The sequence below is a fragment of the Microseira wollei NIES-4236 genome, assembly GCF_020521235.1.
Lineage (GTDB): Bacteria > Cyanobacteriota > Cyanobacteriia > Cyanobacteriales > Aerosakkonemataceae > Microseira > Microseira wollei.
Genome location: NZ_BLAY01000117.1, coordinates 1 through 26400, shown reverse-complemented (window position 1 = coordinate 26400; position 26400 = coordinate 1). Strand labels below are relative to the sequence as shown.

Below are 26400 nucleotides of genomic sequence, written 5' to 3'. Positions count from 1 at the left end.
CAGAAAGCCTGAGAGAAGATTCACACCATCAATTATTGCCGGTTCATAAAGACATGAAACAAAATCAATGAGAAGACATGATGGCAAAAGTTTGTTTGGTTCGTCCATTGCTGTCCCCCACCGAGTTTAATGGATATCCACTGAACTTGCTGATACTTGCCTCATCTCTTCGGAACGATGGGCATAGTATTGAAATTTGTGACTATGATTATTTGAAAGAGCATGATGAGATTTGGATAAGAGGAGGCTTTGCTCAAAGAGCCGCAGCAGATGTACTAGTACGAACCCCTGACTTTGTGGCAATTACTGCAATGTGCAGCAATTATGTTTTAGCGCTTGATCTTGCTGAGCAGATTAAAGCCTTATCCCCGAAGACTCATATTACCTTCGGCGGACCTCATGTCTCTCTCTGTGCACCGGAAACGCTAAACCGTTACACTAGCGTCGATACTGCTGTGATTGGAGAAGGAGAGGTCACGCTACCAGCCTTGGTTAAGTGTGTTGAGAATGGAGATGATCTCTCAGTTGTACCCGGACTCGCATTTAGAAGGAATGGAGAAACAGTTGTAACGGCGAAGCGTCCACTCTTGCCAGACTTGAACCTTTCCCCACGACCAGCGTATGACTTAGTTGATATTTTATCCTATGCTCGGACAGCGAAGAGTAACTATTTAGAAATATATGCAGGTAGTGGATGCCCGTTCCGCTGCACATTCTGCTCAACAAGCATTGTGTGGGAACGTAAGTACAGAACTATGTCTGCTGATCGGATAGTTTCCGAAATGCAAGAACTGAATTCTAAGTATGGTGTCAGTGCCTTTAACTTAATCCATGATAACCTGACTTCTGACAAGAAGTTTATTGGTGAGATCGCATCGACGATTAAGGCTCGACAGTTACATGTCCGATGGGGATTTAGCTCACGTATTGACACAATTGACCTTGAAACAATTCAGCTTGTGGCAGAAGCTGGTTGCGACTACATTTTTTTTGGTGTTGAGAGCGGATCTGAAAGGATTCAAGCAACCATGAAGAAACGCCTCAAGTTGAAGGCAATATGGGAAACTCTAGAGTTGTGCGTAAGTCACGGCATTGCACCAACCACATCTTTTATCCTTGGATTTCCTGACGAGGAACTAGAAGATGTCGCAAACACCATTCGACTTGCATTTAGTTGTAAGGTACGGGGTGCAAGAAGATCATTCATCAATCTGCTTAGCTCATATACAGGAACGCCTGTAATGCAGCAAAACATAGAAAAACTACGATTTGATATGGATAGCGTGAACAGCACGATGGTGTCTTTTCTAGAGGAAAAGCACTTCGATGTCATCAAGTCAGACCCATTTATATTCGCAAATTACTATTCGCTCGATTATACATATTCTGCACTTACGGCAAAAGATTACTTAGGCTTGGTGGATTTCTACACTATCTGTTTGTTCCGGTATACATTCGTAATATCCTTCTTAATTAATGAAGCTGGAGTCAATCCAATCTTACTCTTTCGTGATTTTGAGGATCGATTAACTCGCTTATCAGTGAGTCAGCGAAACAATTTGGATCTTGAGATCTCGCATTCAGACATATGCCCATACCTAACCAATGACAACAAGCTTTTTGCATATAGCCTTTTGAGCTTTGACCATGCACTTCGGATTGTTAGTTTGTCGGAAATGCATAGGGTGCTGTACAGCGGTACTGTTTGTCTTCTAAGCGAACGTGCAGACTCACGACTAGCTGAGTCTGAAACTGTAAGGGATTACTTATTGTACGCAAACGGCGATATCGTCAATTGGATTGAGCTTTCTCGTGAGCACAGTTTGCTTTATGAGGTGCAAGGTCTCCCTGCAATTCGCGCCGAGTTGTTGATGCAAAGGTACAAAGTATCGGCTTAGACAGCAACTCACCCGAAACTCTACTCGTCTTACTAATGACTCAAGTCTCAAAAAATTAGATCATGTTTGACCTTAAGCTAGCCCCTAAAGATACACGGCTTATCTTTAATCAACAACTACCTTTTTTTAACTGGTACTATCCCTTCGAGCTTGAGCATGAGCTTCTTCCAAATCCACTTCTTCCTTTCTTAACGTTTGAAATATCTCCAATCAAACGATTTGCCGTTTATATACATATTCCATTCTGTGAAACAATATGTAGTTTCTGTCCATTTACACGAGGTAGGTACAATTCAGAACAAGATATCCAAGACTATATTGATGCGCTATTTTGCGAAATACAACTTAAGCGAAATATTATCGGTCAACCTAAGATAGATACGGTGTTTATCGGAGGAGGCACACCATCTGTGCTAAGTCCCAAACAGATTGAAGTTCTTGGACATGCTATTCACACGCATTTTAATACACAGGAGCTTGCTGAATTTACCTTTGAGCTTGAAGTAAAAAGTGTTACATATGAGAAGCTTAAAGCGATGCAGCGAATTGGTGTAAATCGGATTAGTTTTGGAGCACAAACATTCACCATTCGACACCGCGAATTGTTTTCTCTCGACGCTACCGTGTGCCAGATCAGAAACACCGCACAAATGGCAAACGAAGTGTTTGCTTATACAAACGTAGATATGATCTATGGAATGGCTGGACAAACTCCTGATGATTTGTACCATGATGTTAATGAAGCATTGAGTCTTCAGACCACCACAGTAGACTTTTATCCGCTCAATAACTTAGCCGCACAAACTCGCATGTACAGGATGATGCGTGAGACTGGACTTCAACATCTTTCCGCAACGCAGAGAATGCAATACAGATACAATATTGACAACTATTTGCGAGCGCGAGGATACAGCAAAATCAATGGATATAGTTATAGTCGGAGCGACAAATCAAATCAAAATTTGATTCAGCATCATCCGAAGTTTCAGTATCACGATATTGTTTATGGTTATCAAGATGATAGCGTGCTAGGGTATGGAGCATCAGCGCTAACCCAAATGCCCGGATATAATATTTATAATCACCCTGACCGCGCTGAGTATATCTCTCGGATTCGTCGCGGTATGCTCGCGTGGGAAGCCTTTGGAATCGATGAGTGTTTTGAAAAAGGTATTGTGACGTTTCCCTATCGCGGAGTACTGAACAAATCGAGAATAGCATGGGAATATGTACATTCTGAGACACTAGTGGCACTTGAAGAAGCTATACGATCTGGGTTAGTTCTAGATAGGGAGAAAACATATGAGCTAACCTACGATGGTTGGCTGTATTATGTGAATCTTATGTATTATCTTATGCCTAATAAAGGAAAAAAATGGATATCAAATAGAATCGGGTTGCGAATAGCAAGCGGGAATGAGTGCGAACACACAGTACTCGATGAGCACCCACATACGGATATAAGGGACTGACAATCTTATTAGTTCTTGACTGATAGGATGCTAATTTTTTACATTTGAATGCCTTTTTGCATCTGTTGCCGAGCCAGCTAACCAGCGCGTTGCAGCGGACGGAACGGAGATCTTGTTGCTAAGCTTAAAACTGCTTGCCGCCGCTGAACGCAACCTTTCTGCTGCCAAGCCTCGTAGGTTGGGCTGAAGATCGCCCGCCTCGTAGGTTGGGTTGAAGCATGAACCCTCCGCAACGCTTGGCCTAACACCTAAGCTGTACTCAAACTATAAGCTGTACTCAAACTAATGGATGTTAGATTTCGCCTCATTCGATGAATGACAGACAACAGACTCAATGCTGCTTAACCCAACCTACAGCAAATGCGATCGCACCTCACTTTACAACTGCATAATAACTACATATCATACCGAAAGTTTAAGCAGAGCTTCATTAATAATAGTTTGATAACCTACTCCTCGTTTTTTTGCTTCCGCTTTTGCCCAAGCAATCACTTGAGGATGAAGTCGAATTGACACTACTTGATATTTTTCTGTTTCGCTTTTTGGCGGTCTTCCACGTCTGGAATAACTGATGCCAAATTGCTCTTTAATAGCTGTTTCAGCAGCCATCACTTCTGCGGGAGTGATTCGTCTTGCTTTTTCAAATGGAAATTCAACTTTCTTCGGCATATTGTTGACGCTCTCGTTTTGTTGCAGGTCTAGCGCTGATAATTCTAATCGTTTCTCCTCTTTGAGTATAAACAACAACCAATAACCTTCCTGCGTATGATTCTCCTATAATCCACTCTCTTTCTTCTTCTATAGAATGTTCTGGATCGGGAGCTATTAACGCTAGGGGATCAGTCCATACTGTTGCTGCTTCTTCAAAGGAGACTCGATGTTTTTGTTGATTGCTTTTTTCTTTATTTGCATCCCATTCAAAGTGCATAATTTCAGTATATACTGAAATATGGTTGAAGGTCAAGACTTGCTCCTCACTTTTTTACTGAGAGGCGATCGCTGATGGCAGAATGCTATGGCATAGACTGTAACACGCTGTTTTTTACAAAGCAGGCAGGGCGAACATTGCTGGCAATGCTCGCCCTATTTGTCTGTGCGCTATCATAGTGGGATTCACAGAGAAACGTAGCGATCGCAAGTCAGCATATGCAAGCCATCCTTTTAAGCCGCGAAGAAGTAGCGCGACGTGCAAAGCACCTGTACGAAAGCGTTATTCGCGAACAGGTGGAAGTGGAAGAGAACATCGGAAAGATGGTCATCATTGACATTGAGACAGGTGATTATGAAGTTGATAAAACTGGGTTGCAAGCATCGCGCAACCTCAGTAAGAAGCACCCAAATGCCCGACTCTTTGGTATTCGTATCGGCTATAACGTTGCTGTCTCATTTGGTGGTGTCATGGAGCGTGTCTACAAGTGATTTCTGGAATTGTGGCGAATAGGCACCCAACTGTTGTGCTGACATTTTTGCTGCCGAACGGCTCAAGCATCCCTATTGAGTTCGTTATAGATACAGGTTTCACAGGGGAACTGTGTCTTCCTCCAGAAGCAGTTTCATTGATGGGCTTGACCTTCAGGTATGATACTCCTGCAAACTTGGCAGATAACAGTGAGGTCTTGCTTCCACTTCACGAGGCAATAGTCCTTTGGGATGGTGAAGAGCGAGAAGTCTTGGTCATTGCGACAGGAAGGCGACCTTTACTTGGAACTGCATTACTAGATGAGCAAGAACTTGTCATTCAGTTCACAGATGGCGGGTTGGTAACGATCGATGAATTATAAACGCCTTGGCGATCGCATTTTACTTTTTATCGACGAGCGATCGCGCTTTTTGTAGAGAGGCGATCGCATTTTATTTTTATCGACGAGCGATCGCAAGTGGCGATCGGCGGATGCTTTAGAAACCCATAAAGCATCTTGTTTTGTGGCATGATGAAGTGTTGCCATCGCGCACCCACCCACATGACTGAAACCGTTTATATTGAAACTAGCATTCTCGGCTACCTCACCGCTCGCTCGACAGACAATCTAATTGTTGCAGCCAACATCAAAATCACTCAAGACTGGTGGGATGAGTACAGTAACTCGCTGGTACTTTATACCTCAGAAATTGTTGAAGATGAAGCAGCAATGGGAGATCCAAAAATCGCGTCTCAACGATTGAATCTGTTACAATCTTTAACCTTCCTGGATTTAACCGAAGAAGCTAGGGATCTCGCAGAAGAATTTCTACGGCAGAGTAACCTACCACCTAAAGCCGCCAACGATGCTTTACACATGGCACTGGCAACAGTTTATGGCTTAGACTACTTGCTAACCTGGAATTGCAAGCACATGGCAAATTCTCAGATCCAACGAAAATTATCAGAGATTAGTCGCGATCTTGGATATAAGCTACCATTTGTTTGTACGCCTTACGAGTTCATGACAATTGATCCTCTAGGAGAGTAGCGATGTACAAAGACCCAATTTTGGAAGAGATTCACAAGTACAGAGAAGAATACGCCAAATCCTTGAACTATGACCTCAAGGCAATATTTGAGGATTTGCGAAAGAAGCAAATTGCCAGTGGGCGGAAAGTTGTGAAACTCCCAATCAAGCGCTGGTCTAACACTGAACTGCACCCGACTACAAGCTAAAGCATTAGATCGAACCGGAAAATTTCTAAGCGCTTGTTAAAGCATTGTTTGCGATCGCGCTTTACTTTGTATCGAGCGGCGATCGCACTCTTTTGATGGATGCGATCGCGAAGCGAAGGGAGGCATATTGCCTTCTCTGGTAATTACTCTGGTATATAATCCTCATTGAGGATATCCTCTAAGCTAAATGCAGGTTCGCTGGGAAATATTTCTGCATCTAATTCATATTTTTTTATGAGATCTTTCCTAGCATTAACATAACATTCTATCCAGATCTCTGCTAACAATCCTCTCAGACTGGGACTATCTTCCAATAAATATTCAATTTGCCTTCTTTGTTCGACAATAGTTTGCCGCCATCCTCTAGCATTATTAGCTTTTTCGGATTGCCAATATTTAATTTTTAAAAGATGTTCTATTAACGTTGTTAGTCTGCTTTTTAATTCTTTCTTATCGCTTTTACCCAGGCTTTCAATTTCTTCTATTAAATTCTCAAAGTCTACCATATCTAGTCTTTTTTCTTTTAACAATTGTGCAGTCGTTTGCACCCACAAATAGAAATCTGTATCGTAAAGGTTTGATGTATTAGAGATAGATTTTAGCTGTAAATCTGGATTCATATTGTCTTTAGTTATCAAGTTTATTTAGATCGAGTTGTTGAAAATGGTATTAAACGTCGTCCTGTTCCATCTATACAATAACACAAAGAGTGCGATCGCCTAGCGGTGAGGATGCACTATCGCGCTTTTTACTCACTGTTGCCCCTCACGTAATTTAGTAACTTTTTACTCTAATCAAACTGCTACGATCTTAGCTAATCTTCAATCAGCAAACTTGATCGCACCAAGTACGGAAAAACCAAACTAATGAAACTGCAAATTCTCGCGCTCGCATTCCTCCTCACCCAGCTTAGCGCCGCCTGTTCCCTCCCCAAAACGGAACCAAAACCCCTTGCAGAAAGCACTCCAGCGCCTACGAACGCGCAATTCAGCCGTCTACCGGCGACGTTGGAAGGACGCAGTATGGCGATTAGGGAAAAATTAGCCGCCGAAGACTTAAATAAACTGGATGCTTGGTGGCAGCGGGAGAACATTGGCGATCCGCACAAATACTTGCTCCCGGTTATTTTAGCGCGTTTGAGTTTAGGAGAACGTTACAATCGCCAACAAAGCTGGGATATCCTGATGGGAATGGAGCGAGACAAGCCGAGTATCTACCATTTTCGCACCATTTACGACGTTCGCATTTTTTTCTTATTTCGCGACCAAATGCCAGATAACGTAACAGCATCTTATCGCAGTATGCTGGGACCAAATCGCGTTTTACAATGGGTGGGGACTGGTACCGAAAACCACATGTTTATGAAACGCACATCGGGACTTGCTTTAATGGATGGTAGCGGTTTTCCTAATGGCGATCCTGCGAGTGCTGCTACTAATGAAGCCTGGTTGCGTTCAGAACTTAACAAATTTATGACTATCGGACAAGGCGAATTTCATTCTTCAACTTATTACGGTTATTCTATTGCCGGATTGCTCAATCTTTACGACTTTGCCAAAACTCCCGAATTAAAACAACTGGCAAAAGCTACTTTAGATTGGTACGCCGCTAATATGGCATTGCGCCTGAGTTGGGGAACTGCTGGAGGTGCGGAAAGTCGAGGTTTCGATCGCGGTACTTGGGATAGCGGCATGAGTGCCGTATCTTGGATATGGTGGGGCGATAGTCCAGAAGCTGCTAATCGGATGGATGAGAAAAGTGCTTGGTTAGCATTGCCAGCAGCGTTGAGTACGTACCGCCCGCCTGTAGAATTGAGAGCGATCGCGCGTAAAGAAATTCCCCTACCTTTCCAAGCAAAAATGAGCCACCCTGGTTATTATAGTTACTTCCAAAGCAACCGGATGTGGGAAACTTTCTACGTAACTTCTGACTACAGTTTGGCGACGCTTATAGAACCCCAACGTTCTTATCAAGTCAAAGGAACTATCAACGCCCAATATGCCACCTACAAGCTAGTTGTACGCGATCCCAAAGGACAAAATAACGCAGTAATTAGTTTAGCAGGAACCTTCCACACCCCAATGGCAACAGGGCGCAGTCCGGGAGATCAGTACGTGCAAGAACGGGGTGCTGTTATATACCAATTGCGATTAAACAATAAAGACAAAGCCGCTAAAGTACCAGCACGTTCTCACCTTGTTTTACCAGCGCGTTACGGACAACCGCAACGCCATCGAGATTGGTATATTTGGCGAATCGAAAATACTTGGCTGTGCGCCCGTCCTTGGGGGGATAATATTAACTGGCAAAATCCGGTTTCAGAACGGGATAAAAACTATCAAGCTTTGGTAGCGACGGGGGATAATACTGCTTGGATTACCGATGTTGCTAGAGTTGCCGATTATCCAGATTTGGCTAGCCTTAAAACTGCCTTGGATAAAACATCTGTAGATGATAAAAATTGGAACAGTAAAGGCGAGATAGGTTATACGAGTTTATTGGGCGATCGCATAGTCATGACCTACGCACCCAACGGCGGGATTGCCCGTGCTAATATTAATAGTAAAGAACGGCTCTTGAAAGATTGGCATGCAATCGAAAGTCCGTTGATGCGACAAAATTTAAATAGCGGAGTCTTAGAAGTGAAAACCCCAAAAGAAAACTGGCGTCTGCGAGCAACTTTAACAGGACCAAAATGGGAAAAATAATTTCAGATTTCAGATTTCAGATTTCAGATTTGGGATTTGGGATTGTTATCTGTAGGAGAGAAAATAGCCCGCTAATTCTTACCAATTACCAATTACCACTTACCCAGTAAAATGTTTGATTCAACCTTGTGCGATCGCCAATTAACCGAATATTCTGTATTCACAGATTGGGTGTCGTTTGAGCTTGTCAACATCATCCTGATAGCCAAACTAATTTTAGCTGTTTTCGGACTTGGCTTTCTTGTGAACAAGCGACGCAGGAAACGGCGAATAATCAAGTCAAAAGCGATTTTATCGATAATTAGCTTAACCAGCACGTTCCTGCTCCTATTTGTCTTTGTAGGGAAAGGACTTGCCTTGCCAACTGATTATAGTACAGCAGCACAAGCAATTGTAATACTCGGTCGAGGGCCATCTCAATGGGAAAATAGAATCGATTTAGCAGCTGAACTTTGGCAAGCTAAAAAAGCGCCAGAAATTTTTTTCAGTGGGAGGACAGAAGCGGGGGAAATGATCCAGTTACTCGAAGAAAAAGGCATTCCCAGTCGAGTGATAGATGGGGAAAATTGTTCTATAAGTACGAGTGAAAATGCCGCTTTCACCGCAGCCATTCTCAAACCCCAAGGAATCGAACGAATTGTGTTAATTACTGACTCGCCTCATATGTGGCGATCGCTATTTCTGTTCCGCGACAATGGTTTTACAGTCATTCCCCATCCCAGCAAGTTATCAAACAAATGGAATTTGTACAAGAAAGCAGTTCTGACGTTAAGAGAATCTATTTATCTAGTCGGGTATGGTTTGAACAAGCTATTTTATCGACAGCCATCAGCCAAAATTAATAATCCCAATCTGGAAAATCTGTTACAACAAGCTGAAGAGTATAGCAAAACAAGGGAGAGGGAAATGCTGGAGATTCCCGGTTTCTTATAGGCGCAACCAGGGTTGGACACGGCATTATGAATATTTCGGGTTTGACAACCAATGTTTTACATGCCGTTTCCCTAATTTTGAAACACGGCATTATCAAGATTTCGGGTTTGATAACCAATGTTTTACATGCCGTGTCGCTACTTTTGAAACACGGCATTATCAAGATTTAGGGTTTGAGCGCCAATGTTTTACATGCCGTGTCCCTACTTTTCAAACAATGTAATCGAGGAGAAGGTATAAATAAAAAAAATGCCTAAAAATATGAAAAAATTGGTGCTAATTGGTGGGGGACACAGTCATGCGATCGCACTCAAACACTTCGCCCAAAACCCGCTAAAAGACGTGCGGATCGTGCTGATATCCGATGTGGAACAAACGCCTTATTCGGGGATGCTATCCGGTTATGTGGCGGGTTTTTATAGTTACGAGGAATGTCATATTGACCTGAATTCGCTCACCCAATATGCCAAAGCAGAAATGATATGCGATCGCGCCATTGGTTTAGATTTAAATAACAATCAAGTTCTGTGTGAAAACCAACCGCCAGTGCGATTCGATTTATTATCGATTGATATTGGCAGCACACCCGCCACCCTATCCGTACCCGGTGCAGCAGAACATGCCATTCCAGTCAAACCCGTCCCCCATTTTTTGCAACAATGGAATCAAATAATCGAGCAAGTAACTAACAACCCAGACTCTCCCATTCGCATCGGAATTGTCGGTGGAGGTGCAGGAGGTGTGGAACTAGCATTGAACCTGCATTCCCGCCTATCCAGAATTTTAAAATCCCCCCAATTGTGGGATAGGCCAAAAATTAACTCAGAGTCCCAGCCAAAAATTAACTCAGAACAATCTAATTTAGAAATCCATTTATTCCATCGCGACGCCGAATTGATGACCAATCATAACCCCTGGGTGCGACAGCACATGGGACGGCTTCTCACCCGTCGCGGTATTATTGTGCATCTACAAGAAAAGGTTTGCGAAGTGAAACCGCAATTAGTTCGCTGCGAGTCGGGTTTAAATGTTAAATTTAATTACCTTTTCTGGGTAACGCAAGCATCTGCACCGGATTGGCCTAAAATATCAGGACTGGCAGTTGATTCTGATGGATTTATTTTAGTCAGCGATACGTTGCGATCGCTCTCTCATCCCCAAGTTTTCGCTGCCGGGGATATTGCCACAATTGTTAACCATCCTTGTCCCAAAGCAGGAGTATTTGCCGTGCGCCAGGGCAAACCGTTGTTTAATAATCTATGGCGAACATTACAGAGTCAACCCTTGAAACCATATAAACCGCAGAAACGCTATCTCAGTTTAATTGGTACGGGTGATGGTAGTGCCGTTGCTTCCTGGGGTTCCTGGGGATGGGAATCTCCCCTATTGTGGTCTTTGAAAGACTGGATTGACCGCCGATTTATGGATTCTTTCTCCTAGACTGTCAAAACAATTCAAAAAAGGTCACAATATTTTTTTCGGAATTCTGGGCAATTTTAGGATAAATTTTTAGACTTTTTATTCCGGAGAATAAGTTGTCTTCCTGTTCCCTACTCCCTAAGAGGCATCTTTCCAGTCGCTCAGTAGCTCACGACTCGATGTATTTCTATTTTGGCACGGTTGTACTTCAAAGGTATTAATGCCTGAGGGAACTTTGGATTTCTTCTGAGACTTGAATTGTTTGGATTCCTGAGATTTGTTCGCGCTGATTGTGGTTGCCATAGCTTTCACTTTTTGTACATCTTCTAGCTATGAAAACCTAATTCCACTTGACTGTATTGCCAATTTGGCAAATTTAACAAAAAGTTACATAATTTAGATGAAGCCTAGTTTAAATATGAGAAAATTGGATTGATTTCGGCGATAAAATACTAAGTCTCTTAAGCCTTTGTCCCAAGCAGGAGAGGTAGCACATTGGAAAAACTGCTGCAACTATCTAGAATCATCGACGCCTTCAACGAAAAAATCGGACGTCTCACCTACTGGTTAGTGCCTTTAATGGTACTAATCGGCGTGTGGAATGTTGCCGGACGCTACGTCGGACGCGCAGTGGGTCAAAACTTGAGTTCCAACGCTTTTATTGAAGGCCAGTGGTATATTTTTGACCTAGTTTTCCTGTTAGGGGCTGCTTATACGTTAAAACATAACGAACACGTGCGCGTAGATATTTTCTATAGTAATTGGCCCCCCAAGCGAAAAGCCCTGGCAGATTTGATCGGAACGTTATTATTTCTCATTCCCTTTTCCATCCTAATTATCTGGTTTTCTTGGGAAACCATTGTTAACTCTTGGGCAATCTTGGAAACATCTCCCGACCCAGGCGGCTTACCCCGTTATCCAATTAAATCGATGATTATTGTCAGCTGCGTGCTGTTAATTTTACAGGGAATTTCCGAAGCAATCAAAAAATTTGCCTATCTAAAAGGCGCTACAACATCCCAAGAGGAGGAACACCATGACGCTAGCATATGAATGGTTGGGGCCAGTTATGTTTGCTGGTGCATTGGTATTACTTTCTCTAGGCTATTCTGTTGCCTTTTCCCTGGGGGGTGTGGCAATTCTGTTTAGTTTGATTGGGGTAAGTTTGGGCGTATTCGACCCAGTTTTTCTCACTGCCATGCCACAGCGAATCTTTGGCATTATGGCAAATTACACCCTACTAGCCATTCCTTACTTTATCTTTTTGGGAGCAATGCTGGAAAAATCCGGCATTGCAGAACAACTGCTAGAAACAATGGGAATTTTGTTTGGGCGACTGCGGGGAGGCTTGGCACTAGCAGTCGTATTAGTAGGGGCGTTACTAGCAGCAACTACCGGCGTTGTAGCGGCGACGGTAGTTGCAATGGGATTAATTTCTCTACCTATTATGCTGCGCTATGGCTATAACAAAGAACTCGCTACCGGAGTGATTGTAGCATCCGGCACCCTGGGTCAAATTATCCCGCCTAGCGTAGTCCTAGTGGTGTTGGGCGACCAGTTGGGCGTTTCCGTCGGCGACTTGTTCATCGGTTCGGTAATTCCGGGACTAATGATGGCGGGGGCCTTTGCGCTTCACGTGCTAATTGTGGCGTTTTTGAGGCCAGATTTTGCGCCCGCATTGCCAGAGGAAGTGCGTGCCATTGGTGGCAAAGCTTTGGGGCAGCGAGTAGTTAAAGTCATGGTGCCGCCCATCCTGTTGATTTTACTGATATTGGGAAGTATATTTTTTGGCATTGCTACGCCGACAGAAGCTGGGGCAATTGGGTGTATTGGCACCGTGATTTTGGCAGCTTTTAACCGACAGCTAACCCCCCAATCTTTGCGTCAAGTTTGCGATCTTACTTTGCGAACCAGCAGCATGGTGATGTACATTCTGATTGGTTCGACGGCGTTTAGTTTGGTATTTCGGGGATTAAATGGCGACCAATTCATGAACGACTTTCTTGCCAACCTTCCAGGCGGACAAGTTGGCTTTATGTTCGTGAGTATGTTGGTTGTTTTCATCCTCGGTTTCTTTATCGACTTTTTCGAGATCGCTTTTATTGTAGTGCCATTGTTTGTACCCGTTGCCCAACAATTGGGACTCGATCTCGTTTGGTACGGTGTGGTTTTGGGGGCAAATTTACAAACTTCTTTTCTGACGCCGCCGTTTGGCTTTGCTCTTTTCTACCTACGCGGCGTCGCACCAAAAGAAGTCACTACCGCCGATATTTATCGCGGTGCCGTGCAGTTTATTTTGCTGCAATTGATAGTCTTGGTATTGGTTATTATCTTTCCAGGAATTGTCAGTTTCTTACCGTCGTTGAGTAGTTGAGTGAAAAGGGATCAAACCGGCGACTAATGGCTAATGGCTAATGCCAGGAAAAATGCGATCGGGACTTACGCAGCAACTCCATATATGGTGGTCGCGGTGCCGTACACGGCTAAGGATGCACCCTACATTTAGAAACTTTGCGTAAGTCCTGGTTATAAACTGCTTTGCATCTAGATCGAATACAGAGGCGGGCAAGATGCCCACCCCACAAGAATTGAGGAAAAATTGACCGTCAAATTAGATGCTTTGCAGCTTATTAGCAATTAGCAATTAGCCATTAGCAACGCCCTTGTTTATAACTAGCAACTTGCGTTACTTAGCAGTGGTGGATATGGCGAAATTGGCAAAGCTCAATTCGTTAATCCCATTCCATTTATAGATTTGCTCTCGAAACGCCTTCCATTGCTGGTAAACTTGCTTAAACGTGGCGGATTTGCTAGCATTTTCTTCATACAGGTCGAATGCAGCTTTTTGGGCAGCCTGCATAATTTCTTTACTGTAAGGAATCAACTTTGTGCCGCCAGAAACCAGTTTTCCCAAGGCTTGCTGATTCAAAGTATCGTACTGCGCTAGCATATTAATGTTAGCTTCATAGGCAGCAGTTTTGAAAATCTCCTGATACTCTTTAGGCAGTTTCTGCCATGCGCTGCGGTTGACTAAAACGTCCAAAGTTGGCCCCGGTTCCCACCAACCAGGGTAGTAATAAAACGGCGCTGCTTTATTTAAACCCAGCTTTTCATCATCGTAGGGACCAACCCACTCTGCTGCATCAATTGCCCCCCGATCTAATGCTAGATAAATCTCGCCACCAGGTAATACTTGAACGTTGACTCCCAAACGCCCCATTACTTCGCCGCCTAACCCAGGGATACGCATTTTTAATCCCTTTAGATCGGCAACTGATTTAATTTCGCGCTTAAACCAACCCCCCATTTGCACGCCGGTATTACCAGCAGGAAAATTAATGACGTTGAAGCTGGAGTAAATTTTTTGCATTGCCTCTAAACCACCGCCGTGATAAAGCCAAGCATTCTGCTGTTGAGCGTTGAGTCCAAAGGGTACTGTGGTAGCAAAACCCAGGGCGGGATTTTTACCAATGTAATAGTAGCTGGCAGTGTGACCGCATTCGAGGGTTCCCCCTTGGACGGCGTCTAAAACTTGCAGTCCGGGTACAATTTCACCGGCGGCAAAAGGCGTAATGGTGAAACGTCCGTTGGTCATTTCTTTGACGCGCTTGCAAACCGTCTCAGCTCCTCCGAAAATGGTTTCAAGGGATTTAGGCCAACTCGTCGCCATCCGCCATCGAACGCTTGGTAGGGCGTTGTTTTGACTTGTTTGCGTTGTGGTGGTTCTAGCACAAGCACCAATTGCGACAGCAGTTGTGGCACCGATTGCGGCTTTGCTGATAAATCTTCTACGTTTCATATCTAGAAATTTCAAAAAGTCTAGAGGTGTTTACTAGGTTTATTTTATTTCTTCAGGAACACTTTCTTTAAACGCATTAAAAATTATCAAAGCTTAATATCAAATTTGTTGGCATCGGAATGATTAGCTTTCTTGGTAATTGGTAATTGCCGTGACTGTGTTGAGTAATTCCGATGCCAGCGGCAACGATATCATAGCTATTCCCCAATGGGAGCGCAACTTTTTTGTCATCCCTCGACATTGTGGCGATCCATTTATACCGTTTTCCCATGAATGCGCCACACTTGGGGGCAGGTTTATAGAAAGGTTGTTGGTAAAACCCGCCCCTACCAACATGTTTGATCTGTAGCAAAATCAAGGGAAATTGGTAGTACTCATTTATGTGATACTAAATGGGGAAATCCAATTCTGTCCAGCTTAACTGTAAAGTTTTTTGTAGGCGTTTTGCTACCGTCTCCTATTGTTTCCGGTTTCCCATCAAGGGAGAGGAGTTGAGAGGGCAATTTTGACGCTGGTTTGGGCAAAAGAGCGGACTGGCGCGGTTTGGCGGGAAGTGAGATCGGGCGAACCTACACAAAAACTCACTTATAAGTATAGAATAAAATATATTCGCCTAGATGAGCCTAAGTACTGTGATTCCCCAAGATTTCCTTAAAGCGGTAGCAATTGAACACTTTGTATCTGACAACGAGCTAGAAGTGTTGTCAATGGCGTTGCGGGGCGAACCGATTCTTGGGATCGCCAAAAAGCTAGACCTGACTCCGGAAGCAGTCCGCAAGAGACTCGGCGAGGTCTACAAGAAGTTTCGCATTACCGGCGCAGGACCTGGGAAATTAGCCAAGTTGATGTCGCTGCTTGATTCGCTGCACCAAAAAAGCTTGAAGCGAGACAATTTAGTAAGCGCAGAGTCCGCTGTTGTTTACACCGAGCGATCGCGCTCTCGTCCCCGCCTCGACTGGGGGGAAGCGCCGGATGTCTCGGTTTTCTATGGTCGCACAGAAGAGCTGAACTTGCTGAAGCGGTGGTGCGTGGATGATAAATGCCGCATCGTGGCGCTGTTGGGGATGACGGGAATTGGTAAAACTGCTTTATCGGTGAAGTTGGCGGAAGAGATTGGCGAGCAGTTTGATTATGTCATTTGGCGATCGCTGCGTCGCGCCCCTAGTATTGAAAACCTCTTAGATGACCTAATTCAATCTTTACCTGACGAGCGGGCAATTTATCAAACTTATAATAATGACGATCGAATCGAGCGACTACTCGATTGTTTAAAAAAACATCGCTGCTTGATCGTACTCGATAACTTAGAATCTCTGCTTTGCAGCGAAAATATTGCCGGACAATTTGAGGAAAAACATCAAGACTATGGCAAACTGCTAGAGCGCTTGGGAGAACGCCATCAAAGCTGCATTGTCATTACCAGTCTGGAAAAGACTAAAGAAATTGCCTTCGCCGAAGGAGAAACCTTACCCGTTCGCTCGTATCAAGTTAAAGGGTTAGACCCGGTATATGCCGAAAAGTTTTTACAAGAAAAACAGTTAGTCGAGCGGCAACAATATGACTATCTGATTCGACACTATCGAGGAAACCCTTTAGCTTTAAAAATTGCTTCCACCACGATTAAAGAGCTATTTGGGGGCAAAATTTCCGAATTTTTGGCGCAAAAAGTGACGTTATTGCAGGATATTCGAGACTTAATCAAGCAACAATACGAACGGTTATCAGAAGCAGAGAAAGAAATCGCCGGATGGCTAGCGCTCGTCGGCAATCCACTGTCGTGGCAAGATATCAAATTAAATAGTTTACTCTTCGTCTCTGATGATGAGTTATTCGAGGCTTTAGAATCGCTGCAAAGACGCAATATGCTCGAGCGAAATGCCGCAGGATTTACCTTTCCACCTGTTGTGATGGAGTATGTCCGAAACCAATTGATCGATGGAATTACACGGGAAATTTATCAAGCAATTAAGCTGTCAAAAATTCAAATTAAAATGCTGAAAGCTTATTGTTTGGATATTCAAGAAGAAAGAGATGAGACTGTGGAATTCCTCATTCCTAACATCACGGACAAGATTATAGAAACGTTACGCAAGGTTTATCGAGAAGACAGTGTTTTGCAAGAAAAGCTGAGTCAATTATGCTCAAAAATTGAAGAAAAGCCAATCGAAGAAATCGGTTATGCAGCGGATAATATTGATTATTTGATCGAGCAATTGTCAGATTAAATTACAAGAAACTGGGTTGATGCTTGAATATCAATAGCGATAGATCGTCCCTGGGGCACGGCAATCATAAAATCTTCACTTGGATGGAATATTTTGGATGTTCCCTACCCTGTGGTTATCTGACTTGATTTATGTTCTTTCTCCGACTATGATTTATTGCCTCAATCCTTGGTGTGAAAATCCAGAAAATCCAGAAGATGAATCTTTGTGCCTTGATTGTAGATCAAAATTAATTCTGAAAAATGGTTATCGCGTCGTTAAGAAGTTGGGTGAAGGGGGTTTTGCACGAGTTTTTGAGGTAGTAGATAACAATGGAAATAAGAAAGTTATTAAATGTCTAACAAAGCCAGAACATCTGGATTTCTTTAAGCAAGAAGGCAGAATATTGAAACAATTGTGGCGTCCAGATATATCAATTCCTAGAGTAGAAGCAGGAGAAGATTACTTCACTCATCCTATAGAAGATTGTCCTCCCCGAGAAATTCACTGTCTATTAATGGAAAAAATAGACGGAATGAACTTAGACAAATGGATGGAAAATCCTGAATATAAACCGATTGAAGAAAAGCCAGCAATTGACTGGTTATTACAATTAATAAAAATCCTGCGATATCTGCATCATGATAAAAAATATTTACATCTTGATATCAGCCCTTCAAACATCATGCTAAAACCAGATGATGGTAAACTGGTGTTAATAGACTTTGGCGAAGTTAGACAAATTACGAACACTTATTACGCAAGATTAGGTGCGGGAGATGAAGTTGCCAGAAGAGTTATATCAATGTATGCAGCGCCAGAACAGCGAGAACAAGGACTGGGATATCCCCAATCAGATTTCTTTGCTTTGGGGCTAACTTTTGTACATTTGCTGACTGGCAAAAAACCCTGTGATTTCCCGAAAAACGAACGCACAAAAAAGCCAATTTGGCGAAATAGTGCTAAGCATATTTCAAAGGGATTGGCTGATTTGCTGGATTGGATGATAGAGGAATCTATAGAAAAACGACCTGCCAATGTAGAAATAATTGAAAAACGTTTAGAAAACTTGCGAACGCTCGTAAATCGACCTGTTTGGTTACGGGAAGATTGCTGGCAATTTGTTTTACCTACAACCGCGATCGCCACCACTCTAATAATGGGTGTGCGCCTAACGGGGATATTGCAATCGTGGGAGTTGGCAGCGTTTGATGGGATGATGCGATTGCGGAAAGCAGAACCGATCGATCCGCGCATTTTAGTTGTTGAAGTCACCCAAGAAGATTTAGGTGGAAAATATCCCGTAGAAGATACAAAGTTAGCGAAGTTAATTGAAAAAATAGAACAACATCAACCCCGCGTTATCGGTTTAGATATGCACCGCTATCAAGCCAGAGAACCGGGGAGAAAAGAATTCATCGAGCAATTTCAACAAAACTCAAATTTATTGACTGTCTGTGCTGCTTTAGATTCAACACCAAACTTTTACCCACCTGCTGAATTTTCCCAAAAACAGTTAAAGGAACAAGTCGGTTATAGCGATTTAATTAAGGATGATTGGATTGATAATTCAATTCGGCGGCAATTTCTGTCCTACAACCCGAAATTTCGTAAATCTCCGACTTGCATTACTCCCTATAGTTTAAGCTTGGTGTTAGCTAAACGATTTCTTCAGGCAGAAGGTAAACCGCTGACAACATTGCCAAATGGAGATTGGCATCACAACCAAGTTATCTTGAAACCATTAAATGCGCGGACGGGTGGTTATCAAAACTTAAGTGGCGACAGCAATGAAATACTAATTAACTATCGTTCAAACCCCAAACCCGCAGAGACAGTGACGCTAACGCAAGTTTTAGCTGGAATTAACCCAGAATTGGTAAAAGATCGAATTGTACTGATTGGCTATACTGCAAAAGTTGCTAGAGATAATTTTAATACCCCATTGGGTGAAATGGTGGGGGTATGGGTTCACGCACAGATGACGAGTCAAATTATCAGTGCGGTGATGGATAAACGACCTTTGTTGTGGACCTTACCCCAGTGGGGGGATGCTATTTTTGTTTGGATTTGGTCGCTTGCAGGGGGTGCGTTCGCTTGGTCTGTGCGATCGCGGCGAGGTTTAGTCGTCCCTAGCGCCAGTGTGGCAGCGATCGCATTATATTTAATCTGCTACGGGAGTCTCGTTATCGGTGGGTGGATACCGCTGGTGCCTTTAGTATTATCTCTGTTCACAAGCGGCGGTGCGGTGTTTTATATTGCTTCTAAGAACTAATAATCACCATTTGCTATGGTCACCGAGCAGGTTAAGATTGCTTTTGCGATTGCTCTCTCAATCATCAGCGTGCCATTCTACCCGGTGCTTGCACAACAACAGTCTGGTATTCTGGAGAATCAGAACCAAGTCAATGCAAGTCGCGACAAACCACCCAAAGGAACTGCCACAGAAGGCGGTGGACTTGGCCCTATTGCATGTGACAACAACACAGGTCAGCGACTGACAGCTTTAGTTCCTCGCAATGTAGAACAGCGATTAACTACCTCTGAATATCCCACGTTTTGGTTTTATCTTCCCTATTCATCACAAGAGATTGAATCGAGCGAATTTTCACTGCACGATCGCGACGAAAAACTTCTTTACCGAACTTCTTTTAAAACCTCTAAAACTCCTGGAATTATTGGCATTCGTCTCCCTGCCGTTCCTAAATATGCCCTGGAACCGAATCAATATTACCATTGGTATTTAGTAATTAAATGCCAACAAAAGACCCCCAATCAGCGCGTTGCTGTGGATGAGTGGGTGCAACGAGTTCCGTTAACTCCCGAAAGCGAGGTTAAAATGAACGCTGGGAATCCAGAAATTTGGTATGACGCTTTATCCCGTTTAGCAGAACAGCGTCTTAGCAATTCAGAAAATGAACAACTCGAACGCGATTGGATGAATTTATTAACATCTGCTGAGTTAGATTCCACTAATGTGGAGGCTATGGGTAAAATACCTGTGGTTGAAGTGATACAACTCGTGGATAATGGTTAAGAAACCCGGTTTTTTAGAAAAACCGGGTTTCTGGTTTAAGAAACCCGGTTTTTTAGAAAAACCGGGTTTCTGGTTGTTATATGATCTCCGGTAAATTACCCATAATATTGTTTCCGGTTGCATCGGAATTACAACCTGTATGGAAAATTAGCAATTAGCAATTAGCAATTAGCAATTGGCAAGAAAGCTAATTATTCCGATGCAACCGGATTTGATATAATACCGTCACCCTAAAGGGTGCGGAGCGCAAGCGGGCACACAAACTAAGCCCTAGCAGAGAGGGGCTTATTTTATTAGAGGTAATCGACCGGACACGATATTAAAGCCAATTCCCAACTAAAACATAAGGTGCCCAAACATTGGGAGCTTTGTATTGCTCAAACAGGGATTTTTGACTTAGTTGCAATGCTTTTGCTCGCGTCATGTTTGGTTTAGATAACTCTTGGTAAAATTTTGCCATTAGTTCGGTATTGGCTGCATCCCGTGCTTCCCATAACGTTGATATTGTACTGCGTGCGCCTGCACGCACTGCAATTCCAGCGAGTCCTAAAATCGCTCGGTTATCTCCTTGTGCTGTATAGCAAGCACTCAGGACGAGTAATTCGATAGTTTGAGATTCGCTTTGACGGCTCAATTGAATTATGTTAGCTAAATCTTTACCCTTGACTAATTGATTGTAAGCCACAATAAATGTACCATCCGGGTCAGAACTGAAGACGCCGTGAGTTTTAATATGGATGGCTGAAAAGTTTTCTGATTCGAGTCGCTGTTGGATATTTGCCAGGGTAAAATTATCATTTACAAGTGTTTCGCTGGCAGATGCTTGCGTTTTTATTTGATTTAACTCTTGGTCAAAATATCTAATGCGATCGTAAAATATTCCCTCGATTGTTTGTGGTTGACCAACGCCACCGATAAATAATTTTAAGCTTTTTTCCAGCGGTTTGGGGGCGAAAATTTCCAATTGGGGAGCCACAGCAGTTGGATATTTTTCAAACAGATAGTTTTGACCGTCGTGGAGAATTGTCATCGGGATATTTCGCAAGTCTCCATCTAGAACAAATACTAAAGTTTCAATGTCTTTGCGACTGCCAATTGTTGGTTCGATAGGTTTAAATATCCATTGATAAAATATCTGCGCTTTTTGGATTACTTCATCGCGGCGATTCGGTGCGTTTAAATATTCTTTTAACTCGGCGATCGCATTGTGTACCTGGTTTTTGTCAATCGCAATTTCATGATATTCTAAAACTTTTTCAGGTAACTGTAAAATGACGGCTAACCGTTGGTCTAAAACAATCGGATAAATAATGGCAGCTTTGGGATCGGGAACTTGGTTAATTACAACTAATTTAGACAAATCGCAGCCTAAAAAGTTTTCTATTTCGGCAAGTTGCAGCGCATCAATTTGTTTGATTGCTTGTTGAAGGTTTTCTTGACTGGGTTCGGATTGCAGGAGTAAATCAACTAACTGACGATAAACGGGTTCGACTTCATCGCGAAAGGAAAATTGACCTTCGGGGTTGAGTGCAACTAAGTTTTTTCGCAAATATTCAAGGGTTTTAACGGCTTCGGTGTAGGAGGCGATCGCTGCTGTTTTATTCCCAGTATTATTATACAATTTTCCTAACTGCCACTGCCATTGATAGGCGATATCAAAAAATTGATTAGCTTGCGCTAATTTTAATGCTGTTTCTGTGAGGTTAATTGCCTGTTGAGGTTGTTGATTTAACTCATAAAATTGTCCTAAATAACCAACTGCGTAGGATTCTAAACTCCGAGTGGCTAAGGTTTTGGCTTGTGCGATCGCCAGAGTGAGGAGAGATGGAATTGCTTCATTTCTAGGATTAAGTTTAAGCAGACTGCGCGCTAGGTTTATTCTAGATGCGATCGCAAATACACTCGGAGATAATTGGGACACAGCATCCCTAACTTCAGGCCAAACTTTTTCCGCCTCTGACTGTTGATTTGTCTCGACTAATAAATTGAGTAAATTTAGTTTTGCTTGCAGTTTTATCTGCGTGGAAGTTGCTTGTTCGATAACATAACGATAGAAATTAACAGCTTTTTTAGTTTCCTCTTCAGCCGTTTGCGGAGCGTTCACTGCTTGTGCGCGTTTGACTTGAGCGAAGGCGGTATTTCCTAAACTAAGTTGAGTGGCAACAACTGCTGGCGTTGCGTTTAACGACTGAGCTAATTTTAAACTTTCTTCTAAGATACCTTCCGATTGCTTTAATTCCCCATTCACTCGCAAAACATCACCCAAACTACGGTATACCGTTGCTTTTAATTCCGAGTCGGATTGGTTTTTGATAGCTTCTTGTAGTTGGGTTAATAGTTGTTTCGCTTGCTGATATCTGCCTAAAGCTTGTAGTGCTTGACTTTGGTTAAGTTTGCTGCCAATAACTCCATTTTCATCCTTAGCTTTTTGATAGGCTAATTCGGCTTGTTTCCAAGTATTTAAAGCAGCTTCGGCGTCGCCTTGTTCGAGTTGCTGTCGTCCTTGTTCGTTGAGGGTTTGTGCTGTTTGTAAGATTGTAATTGTAACAGAGGCAGATCCTCTGGGATCTCGTTCCCTGGCTGATCCTGGGAACGAGTGGGGGGTGATGATGGTGAGGAATAGGGATAGGAGAAGTAGGAGGAGAAAGGATAGCGATCGCTTTCTCTTTCTAGTAATTTTAGCCTGCGAAGGCAGGCTTTGTTTGTGTAGCGACACCCTTAAGGGTGTCGGCATATTGAATTGTTTATTTCCCATAGCAACCAATTGGTAATGAAGGACTATAAGGCGTTACTCCGCTCGGTTCTGCTGTTAAAATAATCTCTCCATTTGCACCGCGTACCCAACCTTGTGCTTCGACAATTTTGTCAGGGGTTTGTTGTCGATTGTCAGTTGCAACTGAAGCAGAAGGGGGATCTCTCCAAATTGCTTCGCTGGTAAAAGGTTGGGTGGGATTTGGCGGTAACCCTCCCGTACCAGTAATGGTGAAACTAGATGCTTCTCTACCTGTTGGTTGACAACCTGTGACAATATTAGGAGATTCGTCAATTCCTGGAATGTTAACTAATCCTTGGGTGGGGTCGATATCTGGGGTTTTAATTTCTACTATTCCGTTAATTCCAAGTTGGGAACTAGCATCGATATCACTATTAAAAGATCGATAAATCCCTTGGGTATTAATTTGAATACTTCCGCCTCTTCCTCGAATGGCATTGGCGCGAATATCGCTATTTTCTAATGCAGCTAAAGTATCTGAATTGATATTAATATTGCCACCGTTAGCAGTGCCGAAGGCATTCGTTGTGATGTTGCTGTTGCGGCGCATTTGCAAGGCTGAAGTTTGTAAAGTAATGTTGCCGCGATCGCCTGCCTGAGTCTCTGCACGCAACGATCCTTGGTTATCCAAACGCACAGTGTCGGCAATGATATTTAAGTTACCTGCCGCACCCGCACCTTCGCCGCTGACGGTGACTTGCGCGCCGTTGCCTACTGTTAAACGTCCTGTTTCAACGTTCAAATCTCCCGCATTTCCCGTACCTAAAGTACTGGCAAATACGCCGCTGGGAACTATATTCTTTGCGGAAGTACCAATAATGTCGATAGAATCTTGGGCATTAATCGTAACTGTGCCCCCCAATCCGGTACTATTTCGTAAGGTTCCTGCACCAATGCGCGAACCATTTTGTACGGTTAAGTTTTGCGTGTCAATAGTCAAATTTCCCGCATTTCCTGCACCAAAAGTGTCGGCAGAAATAGCAGCACCATCTTGCAGGTTTAATCTGGGAGTATTAACGGTCAAATTGCCAGCTTTTTTATTTCCAAATGTGGCAGTTACTAACCCGCCTCTGCCAATCAAAGTCACAGATTCCGAAGCATTTACGGTCAGATTTCCGCCTAAACCAGTTCCCAAGGTAGAAGTAGTCGCACCTGCACCATCGCGGATCAGCAATCTGGGAGTTGTAATGATTAAATCCCCTGCATCTCCCGAACTGTTGAAATTAACGGTAGCAAAACCTGCCAAATTTCTCCGTTCGTTTTGGAGAACAAATGAAACGGTGTCTTCTGTGGGAATAAATGCACCTGGAGTATCGCCAACTATTTCTACAGATTCGGTAGCATTTACTGTCAGAATTCCTCCCTTACCTGCACCTGTCGTCAGTGTTGAGACTCCTGCACGAAAACCTTGGATGATAATTCTAGGAGCATTAATTGTGAGATTACCATAATTGCCTTCGCCTGCGGTTCCGGTTTGAATACTACTTGACGTAGCAACTTCTACTAATTCTGAGGCATTAATGGTTAAATTTCCTCCCTTTCCCTTGCCACCTGTAGAGGCAGCAATAAAGGCACGTTCTACGAAAACTCCCCTAGCATTGACTGATAAATTACCAGCATTTCCAGCACTAAGACTACTCGAAGAAAGTCCGCCGCGTTGGACTATATTTAACTGTCCGGTGGTAACGTTCAAATCGCCAGCATTGCCCGTTCCAACTGCTAAAGTGGCGACTATACTGCCATTGCGAAGATCTACTAATTCTCCCGCATTGAGGGTGAGATTTCCACCGACGCCGCTACCCGTGGTTGCAGATATTATGCCAGCGCGATCGCGTACAATCAACCGAGGAGTTGTAACGGTCAAATTCCCCCCTTCTTTCCCACTTCTAAGCGTTCCCGTCGCTATCCCAGTAATAAAAATCGGCAGTCCAGCACTTACATTATCTGAAATATCAACAACTTCGTCTATTGTCCTTGTCCCGATAATTTCTAAACCATTGGTCGCATTTACTATTAAATCTCCTCCCCTACCTCCCACGCTGGTAACGGATGCAATTCTTCCCCCTTCTCGAATCGTCATTTGGCGGGTATTAATCGTTAAATCTCCCGCATCTCCCGCCGCAAAACTTCCGGTAAATATACCATCCCGCAGCAAAGATGCGTTAAAAGCACCCAGCAAAAGAGTGGGGATTACATCGTCAATCGTTCCCGTTCCAATAATATTAACCGAGTCAGAAGCATTGAGGAAAATATTGCCACTTCGACCTTCACCAAAAGTGTATGCAGATACGAATCCGCCATCTTGTAAGGTAAAATTATTGGCTTGAATCGTTATATTGCCGCCATTTTGATTTCCCAATGTATTGGCAATAACCTGGGATTGTCCGGTCAGGGTTACCTGTCCTCCTGCTAGTTGAATCTCACCTGCACCAATATTGCTGGTATCTAGAATCGCTTGTTGGTCAAGTTGAATATTTCCATAATTAGTAACCAATTGTTGGTTATTATTTCCCAATGACCACTGACCGGAACTTACTGAAGCAAGTTCTATCCGTCCTCCAGGTGCGAGTAGATTTCCGCCTGCAATGGTGACATCTCCTCCCACCAATGCTAAAGTTTGTCCGGAGAGAACAGCTAAGCGCGAACCTTGCACTTGAATCGGTGCAGCATTCGTACCCAATTGCAATCCAATCGGCACGTTAACTGTCAGTAACGGTGGAGTTTGTGCGGTGGGTGCGGTGCTAAATTGCGTCCCATCGGCAAAGTTCAAACTTCTCGCCGTACTGGCAAAGAATGACCCGCCAATATTTAACCTGGCATTGGCACCAAAAATAATTCCGTTTGGGTTAATCAAAAATAAGTTAGCAGTTCCGTTGGCGCGAATAATGCCATCAATATTAGAAATATAATTCCCCGTAACGCGACTAAAAATATTTTGAATCTCTAGGGCATTGTTAAAAAAAGCTGTGTTGTTAGTGGGGAGAGAAAATGACTCAAAACTGTGGAATAAATTATTACCCGTGCGAGTTCCACCTTCAATAATATTGATATTTCCATTCGGCGTGACGGTGGAATTGACTGGGAGAGTGGTATCGGGGGTAATTTGCGCGAGGGAGGTGCTGGGGAATGCGATCGCAAATAAAATCGCCAGGATAACTCGTTCGTAATTGCGCTTTAGTGCCGGGGCGGGTTTATTAATCAATTGCGTTAGTTTCCCATACCTTTGGTAAAACCCGCCCCTACAATTTTTTGAACTGTTTTGAACCATTTTAGATGCACCTTTATGAGGTCGTCATTTTAGTTGGTTGACCCGATCCCCCCCAACCCCCAATGCCTTGGGGGGCTTTTTTATCCTGCCTTTGGCGGGCTTTTTTGTTCTACCTTTGGCAGGCTTTCTTGTCCCCCCCTTGGATAAAGTGGGCTTTCTTTTTCTTGTCCCCCCCTTGGATAAAGTGGGCTTTCTTTTTCTTGTCCCCCCCTTGGATAAAGTGGGCTTTCTTTTTCTTGTCCCCCCCTTGG

At 43.3% G+C, this 26400-nt stretch carries 24 protein-coding genes; 16 read left to right on the top strand and 8 right to left on the bottom strand.

Features of this window, described 5'->3' with window-relative positions; all coding sequences use genetic code 11:
- Window positions 1-77: 77 nt before the first annotated feature.
- Both MiSe_RS31375 and MiSe_RS31370 read left to right on the top strand, forming a co-directional pair.
- Window positions 78-1898, top strand: coding sequence for a B12-binding domain-containing radical SAM protein (locus MiSe_RS31375; RefSeq protein WP_226587532.1), 1821 nt, complete (start codon window positions 78-80; stop codon window positions 1896-1898).
- Window positions 1899-1960: 62 nt separating this feature from the next.
- The gene (locus MiSe_RS31370) at window positions 1961-3370 is read left to right on the top strand and encodes a coproporphyrinogen-III oxidase family protein (RefSeq protein ID WP_226587531.1); all 1410 of its coding nucleotides are present in this window, start codon (window positions 1961-1963) and stop codon (window positions 3368-3370) included.
- A gap of 402 nt (window positions 3371-3772) precedes the next feature.
- Here the strand turns inward: MiSe_RS31370 and MiSe_RS31365 are convergent, their stop codons facing one another.
- Entirely contained in the window at window positions 3773-4039 is a 267-nt protein-coding gene (locus tag MiSe_RS31365; RefSeq protein WP_226587530.1) for a BrnA antitoxin family protein, read from the bottom strand.
- Complete coding sequence (locus MiSe_RS31360) at window positions 4023-4298, bottom strand: BrnT family toxin (protein ID WP_226587539.1); 276 nt, start codon at window positions 4296-4298, stop codon at window positions 4023-4025. The genes MiSe_RS31365 and MiSe_RS31360 overlap by 17 nt, the downstream gene beginning before the upstream one ends.
- A gap of 218 nt (window positions 4299-4516) precedes the next feature.
- Here MiSe_RS31360 and MiSe_RS31355 point away from each other — a divergent pair, with 218 nt between their 5' ends.
- Window positions 4517-4789, top strand: a complete 273-nt coding sequence (locus MiSe_RS31355) for a hypothetical protein (protein ID WP_226587529.1) — start codon at window positions 4517-4519, stop codon at window positions 4787-4789.
- On the top strand, window positions 4786-5151 hold the full coding sequence (locus MiSe_RS31350) for a clan AA aspartic protease (RefSeq protein WP_444980574.1): 366 nt from the start codon (window positions 4786-4788) through the stop codon (window positions 5149-5151). Before MiSe_RS31355 ends, MiSe_RS31350 begins: the two co-directional genes overlap by 4 nt.
- Here the strand turns inward: MiSe_RS31350 and MiSe_RS31345 are convergent.
- Entirely contained in the window at window positions 5146-5316 is a 171-nt protein-coding gene (locus MiSe_RS31345; RefSeq protein ID WP_226587527.1) for a hypothetical protein, read from the bottom strand. The genes MiSe_RS31350 and MiSe_RS31345 overlap by 6 nt on opposite strands.
- A gap of 15 nt (window positions 5317-5331) precedes the next feature.
- Here MiSe_RS31345 and MiSe_RS31340 point away from each other — a divergent pair, with 15 nt between their 5' ends.
- Complete coding sequence (locus MiSe_RS31340) at window positions 5332-5820, top strand: type II toxin-antitoxin system VapC family toxin (protein WP_226587526.1); 489 nt, start codon at window positions 5332-5334, stop codon at window positions 5818-5820.
- Window positions 5821-5822: 2 nt separating this feature from the next.
- The gene (locus MiSe_RS31335) at window positions 5823-6008 is read left to right on the top strand and encodes a hypothetical protein (RefSeq protein ID WP_226587525.1); all 186 of its coding nucleotides are present in this window, start codon (window positions 5823-5825) and stop codon (window positions 6006-6008) included.
- Window positions 6009-6151: 143 nt separating this feature from the next.
- On the opposite strand, the gene MiSe_RS31330 is transcribed toward MiSe_RS31335, so the two are convergent.
- Entirely contained in the window at window positions 6152-6628 is a 477-nt protein-coding gene (locus tag MiSe_RS31330; RefSeq protein ID WP_444980575.1) for a DUF29 domain-containing protein, read from the bottom strand.
- A 246-nt stretch (window positions 6629-6874) separates the two neighbouring features.
- Between MiSe_RS31330 and MiSe_RS31325 the strand changes: the two genes are divergently transcribed.
- The 4 genes from MiSe_RS31325 to MiSe_RS31310 all read left to right on the top strand — a co-directional run bounded on the left by MiSe_RS31325 (window position 6875) and on the right by MiSe_RS31310 (window position 11089).
- Window positions 6875-8716 carry a hypothetical protein gene (locus MiSe_RS31325; RefSeq protein WP_226587523.1) on the top strand — a complete coding sequence of 614 codons (1842 nt, stop codon included), beginning with the start codon at window positions 6875-6877 and terminating at the stop codon, window positions 8714-8716.
- Between the two features lie 111 nt (window positions 8717-8827).
- Entirely contained in the window at window positions 8828-9649 is an 822-nt protein-coding gene (locus MiSe_RS31320) for a YdcF family protein (RefSeq protein WP_226587522.1), read from the top strand.
- A gap of 26 nt (window positions 9650-9675) precedes the next feature.
- On the top strand, window positions 9676-9819 hold the full coding sequence (locus MiSe_RS31315; protein WP_226587521.1) for a hypothetical protein: 144 nt from the start codon (window positions 9676-9678) through the stop codon (window positions 9817-9819).
- Window positions 9820-9898: 79 nt separating this feature from the next.
- The gene (locus MiSe_RS31310) at window positions 9899-11089 is read left to right on the top strand and encodes an FAD-dependent oxidoreductase (protein WP_226587520.1); all 1191 of its coding nucleotides are present in this window, start codon (window positions 9899-9901) and stop codon (window positions 11087-11089) included.
- Window positions 11090-11206: 117 nt separating this feature from the next.
- Here MiSe_RS31310 and MiSe_RS31305 read toward each other — a convergent pair whose 3' ends face one another.
- A complete protein-coding gene (locus tag MiSe_RS31305; protein ID WP_226587519.1) occupies window positions 11207-11371 on the bottom strand; it encodes a hypothetical protein in 165 nt (54 codons plus the stop codon).
- A gap of 192 nt (window positions 11372-11563) precedes the next feature.
- Between MiSe_RS31305 and MiSe_RS31300 the strand changes: the two genes are divergently transcribed.
- Both MiSe_RS31300 and MiSe_RS31295 read left to right on the top strand, forming a co-directional pair.
- Window positions 11564-12121, top strand: coding sequence for a TRAP transporter small permease subunit (locus MiSe_RS31300; RefSeq protein WP_226587518.1), 558 nt, complete (start codon window positions 11564-11566; stop codon window positions 12119-12121).
- A complete protein-coding gene (locus tag MiSe_RS31295; RefSeq protein ID WP_226587517.1) occupies window positions 12105-13442 on the top strand; it encodes a TRAP transporter large permease in 1338 nt (445 codons plus the stop codon). The genes MiSe_RS31300 and MiSe_RS31295 overlap by 17 nt, the downstream gene beginning before the upstream one ends.
- Window positions 13443-13754: 312 nt before the next feature.
- On the opposite strand, the gene MiSe_RS31290 is transcribed toward MiSe_RS31295, so the two are convergent.
- Window positions 13755-14867, bottom strand: coding sequence for a TRAP transporter substrate-binding protein (locus tag MiSe_RS31290; protein ID WP_226587516.1), 1113 nt, complete (start codon window positions 14865-14867; stop codon window positions 13755-13757).
- 151 nt (window positions 14868-15018) lie between these two features.
- Here MiSe_RS31290 and MiSe_RS31285 point away from each other — a divergent pair, with 151 nt between their 5' ends.
- The 4 genes from MiSe_RS31285 to MiSe_RS31270 all read left to right on the top strand — a co-directional run bounded on the left by MiSe_RS31285 (window position 15019) and on the right by MiSe_RS31270 (window position 20108).
- Entirely contained in the window at window positions 15019-15216 is a 198-nt protein-coding gene (locus MiSe_RS31285; protein ID WP_226587515.1) for a hypothetical protein, read from the top strand.
- Between the two features lie 268 nt (window positions 15217-15484).
- Complete coding sequence (locus MiSe_RS31280; protein ID WP_226587514.1) at window positions 15485-17092, top strand: NB-ARC domain-containing protein; 1608 nt, start codon at window positions 15485-15487, stop codon at window positions 17090-17092.
- 97 nt (window positions 17093-17189) lie between these two features.
- Window positions 17190-19346, top strand: a complete 2157-nt coding sequence (locus tag MiSe_RS31275; RefSeq protein ID WP_226587513.1) for a CHASE2 domain-containing protein — start codon at window positions 17190-17192, stop codon at window positions 19344-19346.
- A gap of 15 nt (window positions 19347-19361) precedes the next feature.
- Window positions 19362-20108 (top strand): DUF928 domain-containing protein, encoded by a 747-nt coding sequence (locus tag MiSe_RS31270; RefSeq protein WP_226587512.1) that lies wholly within the window; start codon window positions 19362-19364, stop codon window positions 20106-20108.
- A 319-nt stretch (window positions 20109-20427) separates the two neighbouring features.
- On the opposite strand, the gene MiSe_RS31265 is transcribed toward MiSe_RS31270, so the two are convergent.
- Together MiSe_RS31265 and MiSe_RS31260 are read right to left on the bottom strand one after the other, a co-directional pair.
- Window positions 20428-22842, bottom strand: a complete 2415-nt coding sequence (locus MiSe_RS31265) for a CHAT domain-containing protein (protein WP_226587511.1) — start codon at window positions 22840-22842, stop codon at window positions 20428-20430.
- A 10-nt stretch (window positions 22843-22852) separates the two neighbouring features.
- On the bottom strand, window positions 22853-26149 hold the full coding sequence (locus MiSe_RS31260) for a two-partner secretion domain-containing protein (RefSeq protein ID WP_226587510.1): 3297 nt from the start codon (window positions 26147-26149) through the stop codon (window positions 22853-22855).
- Between the last annotated feature and the right edge of the window lie 251 nt (window positions 26150-26400).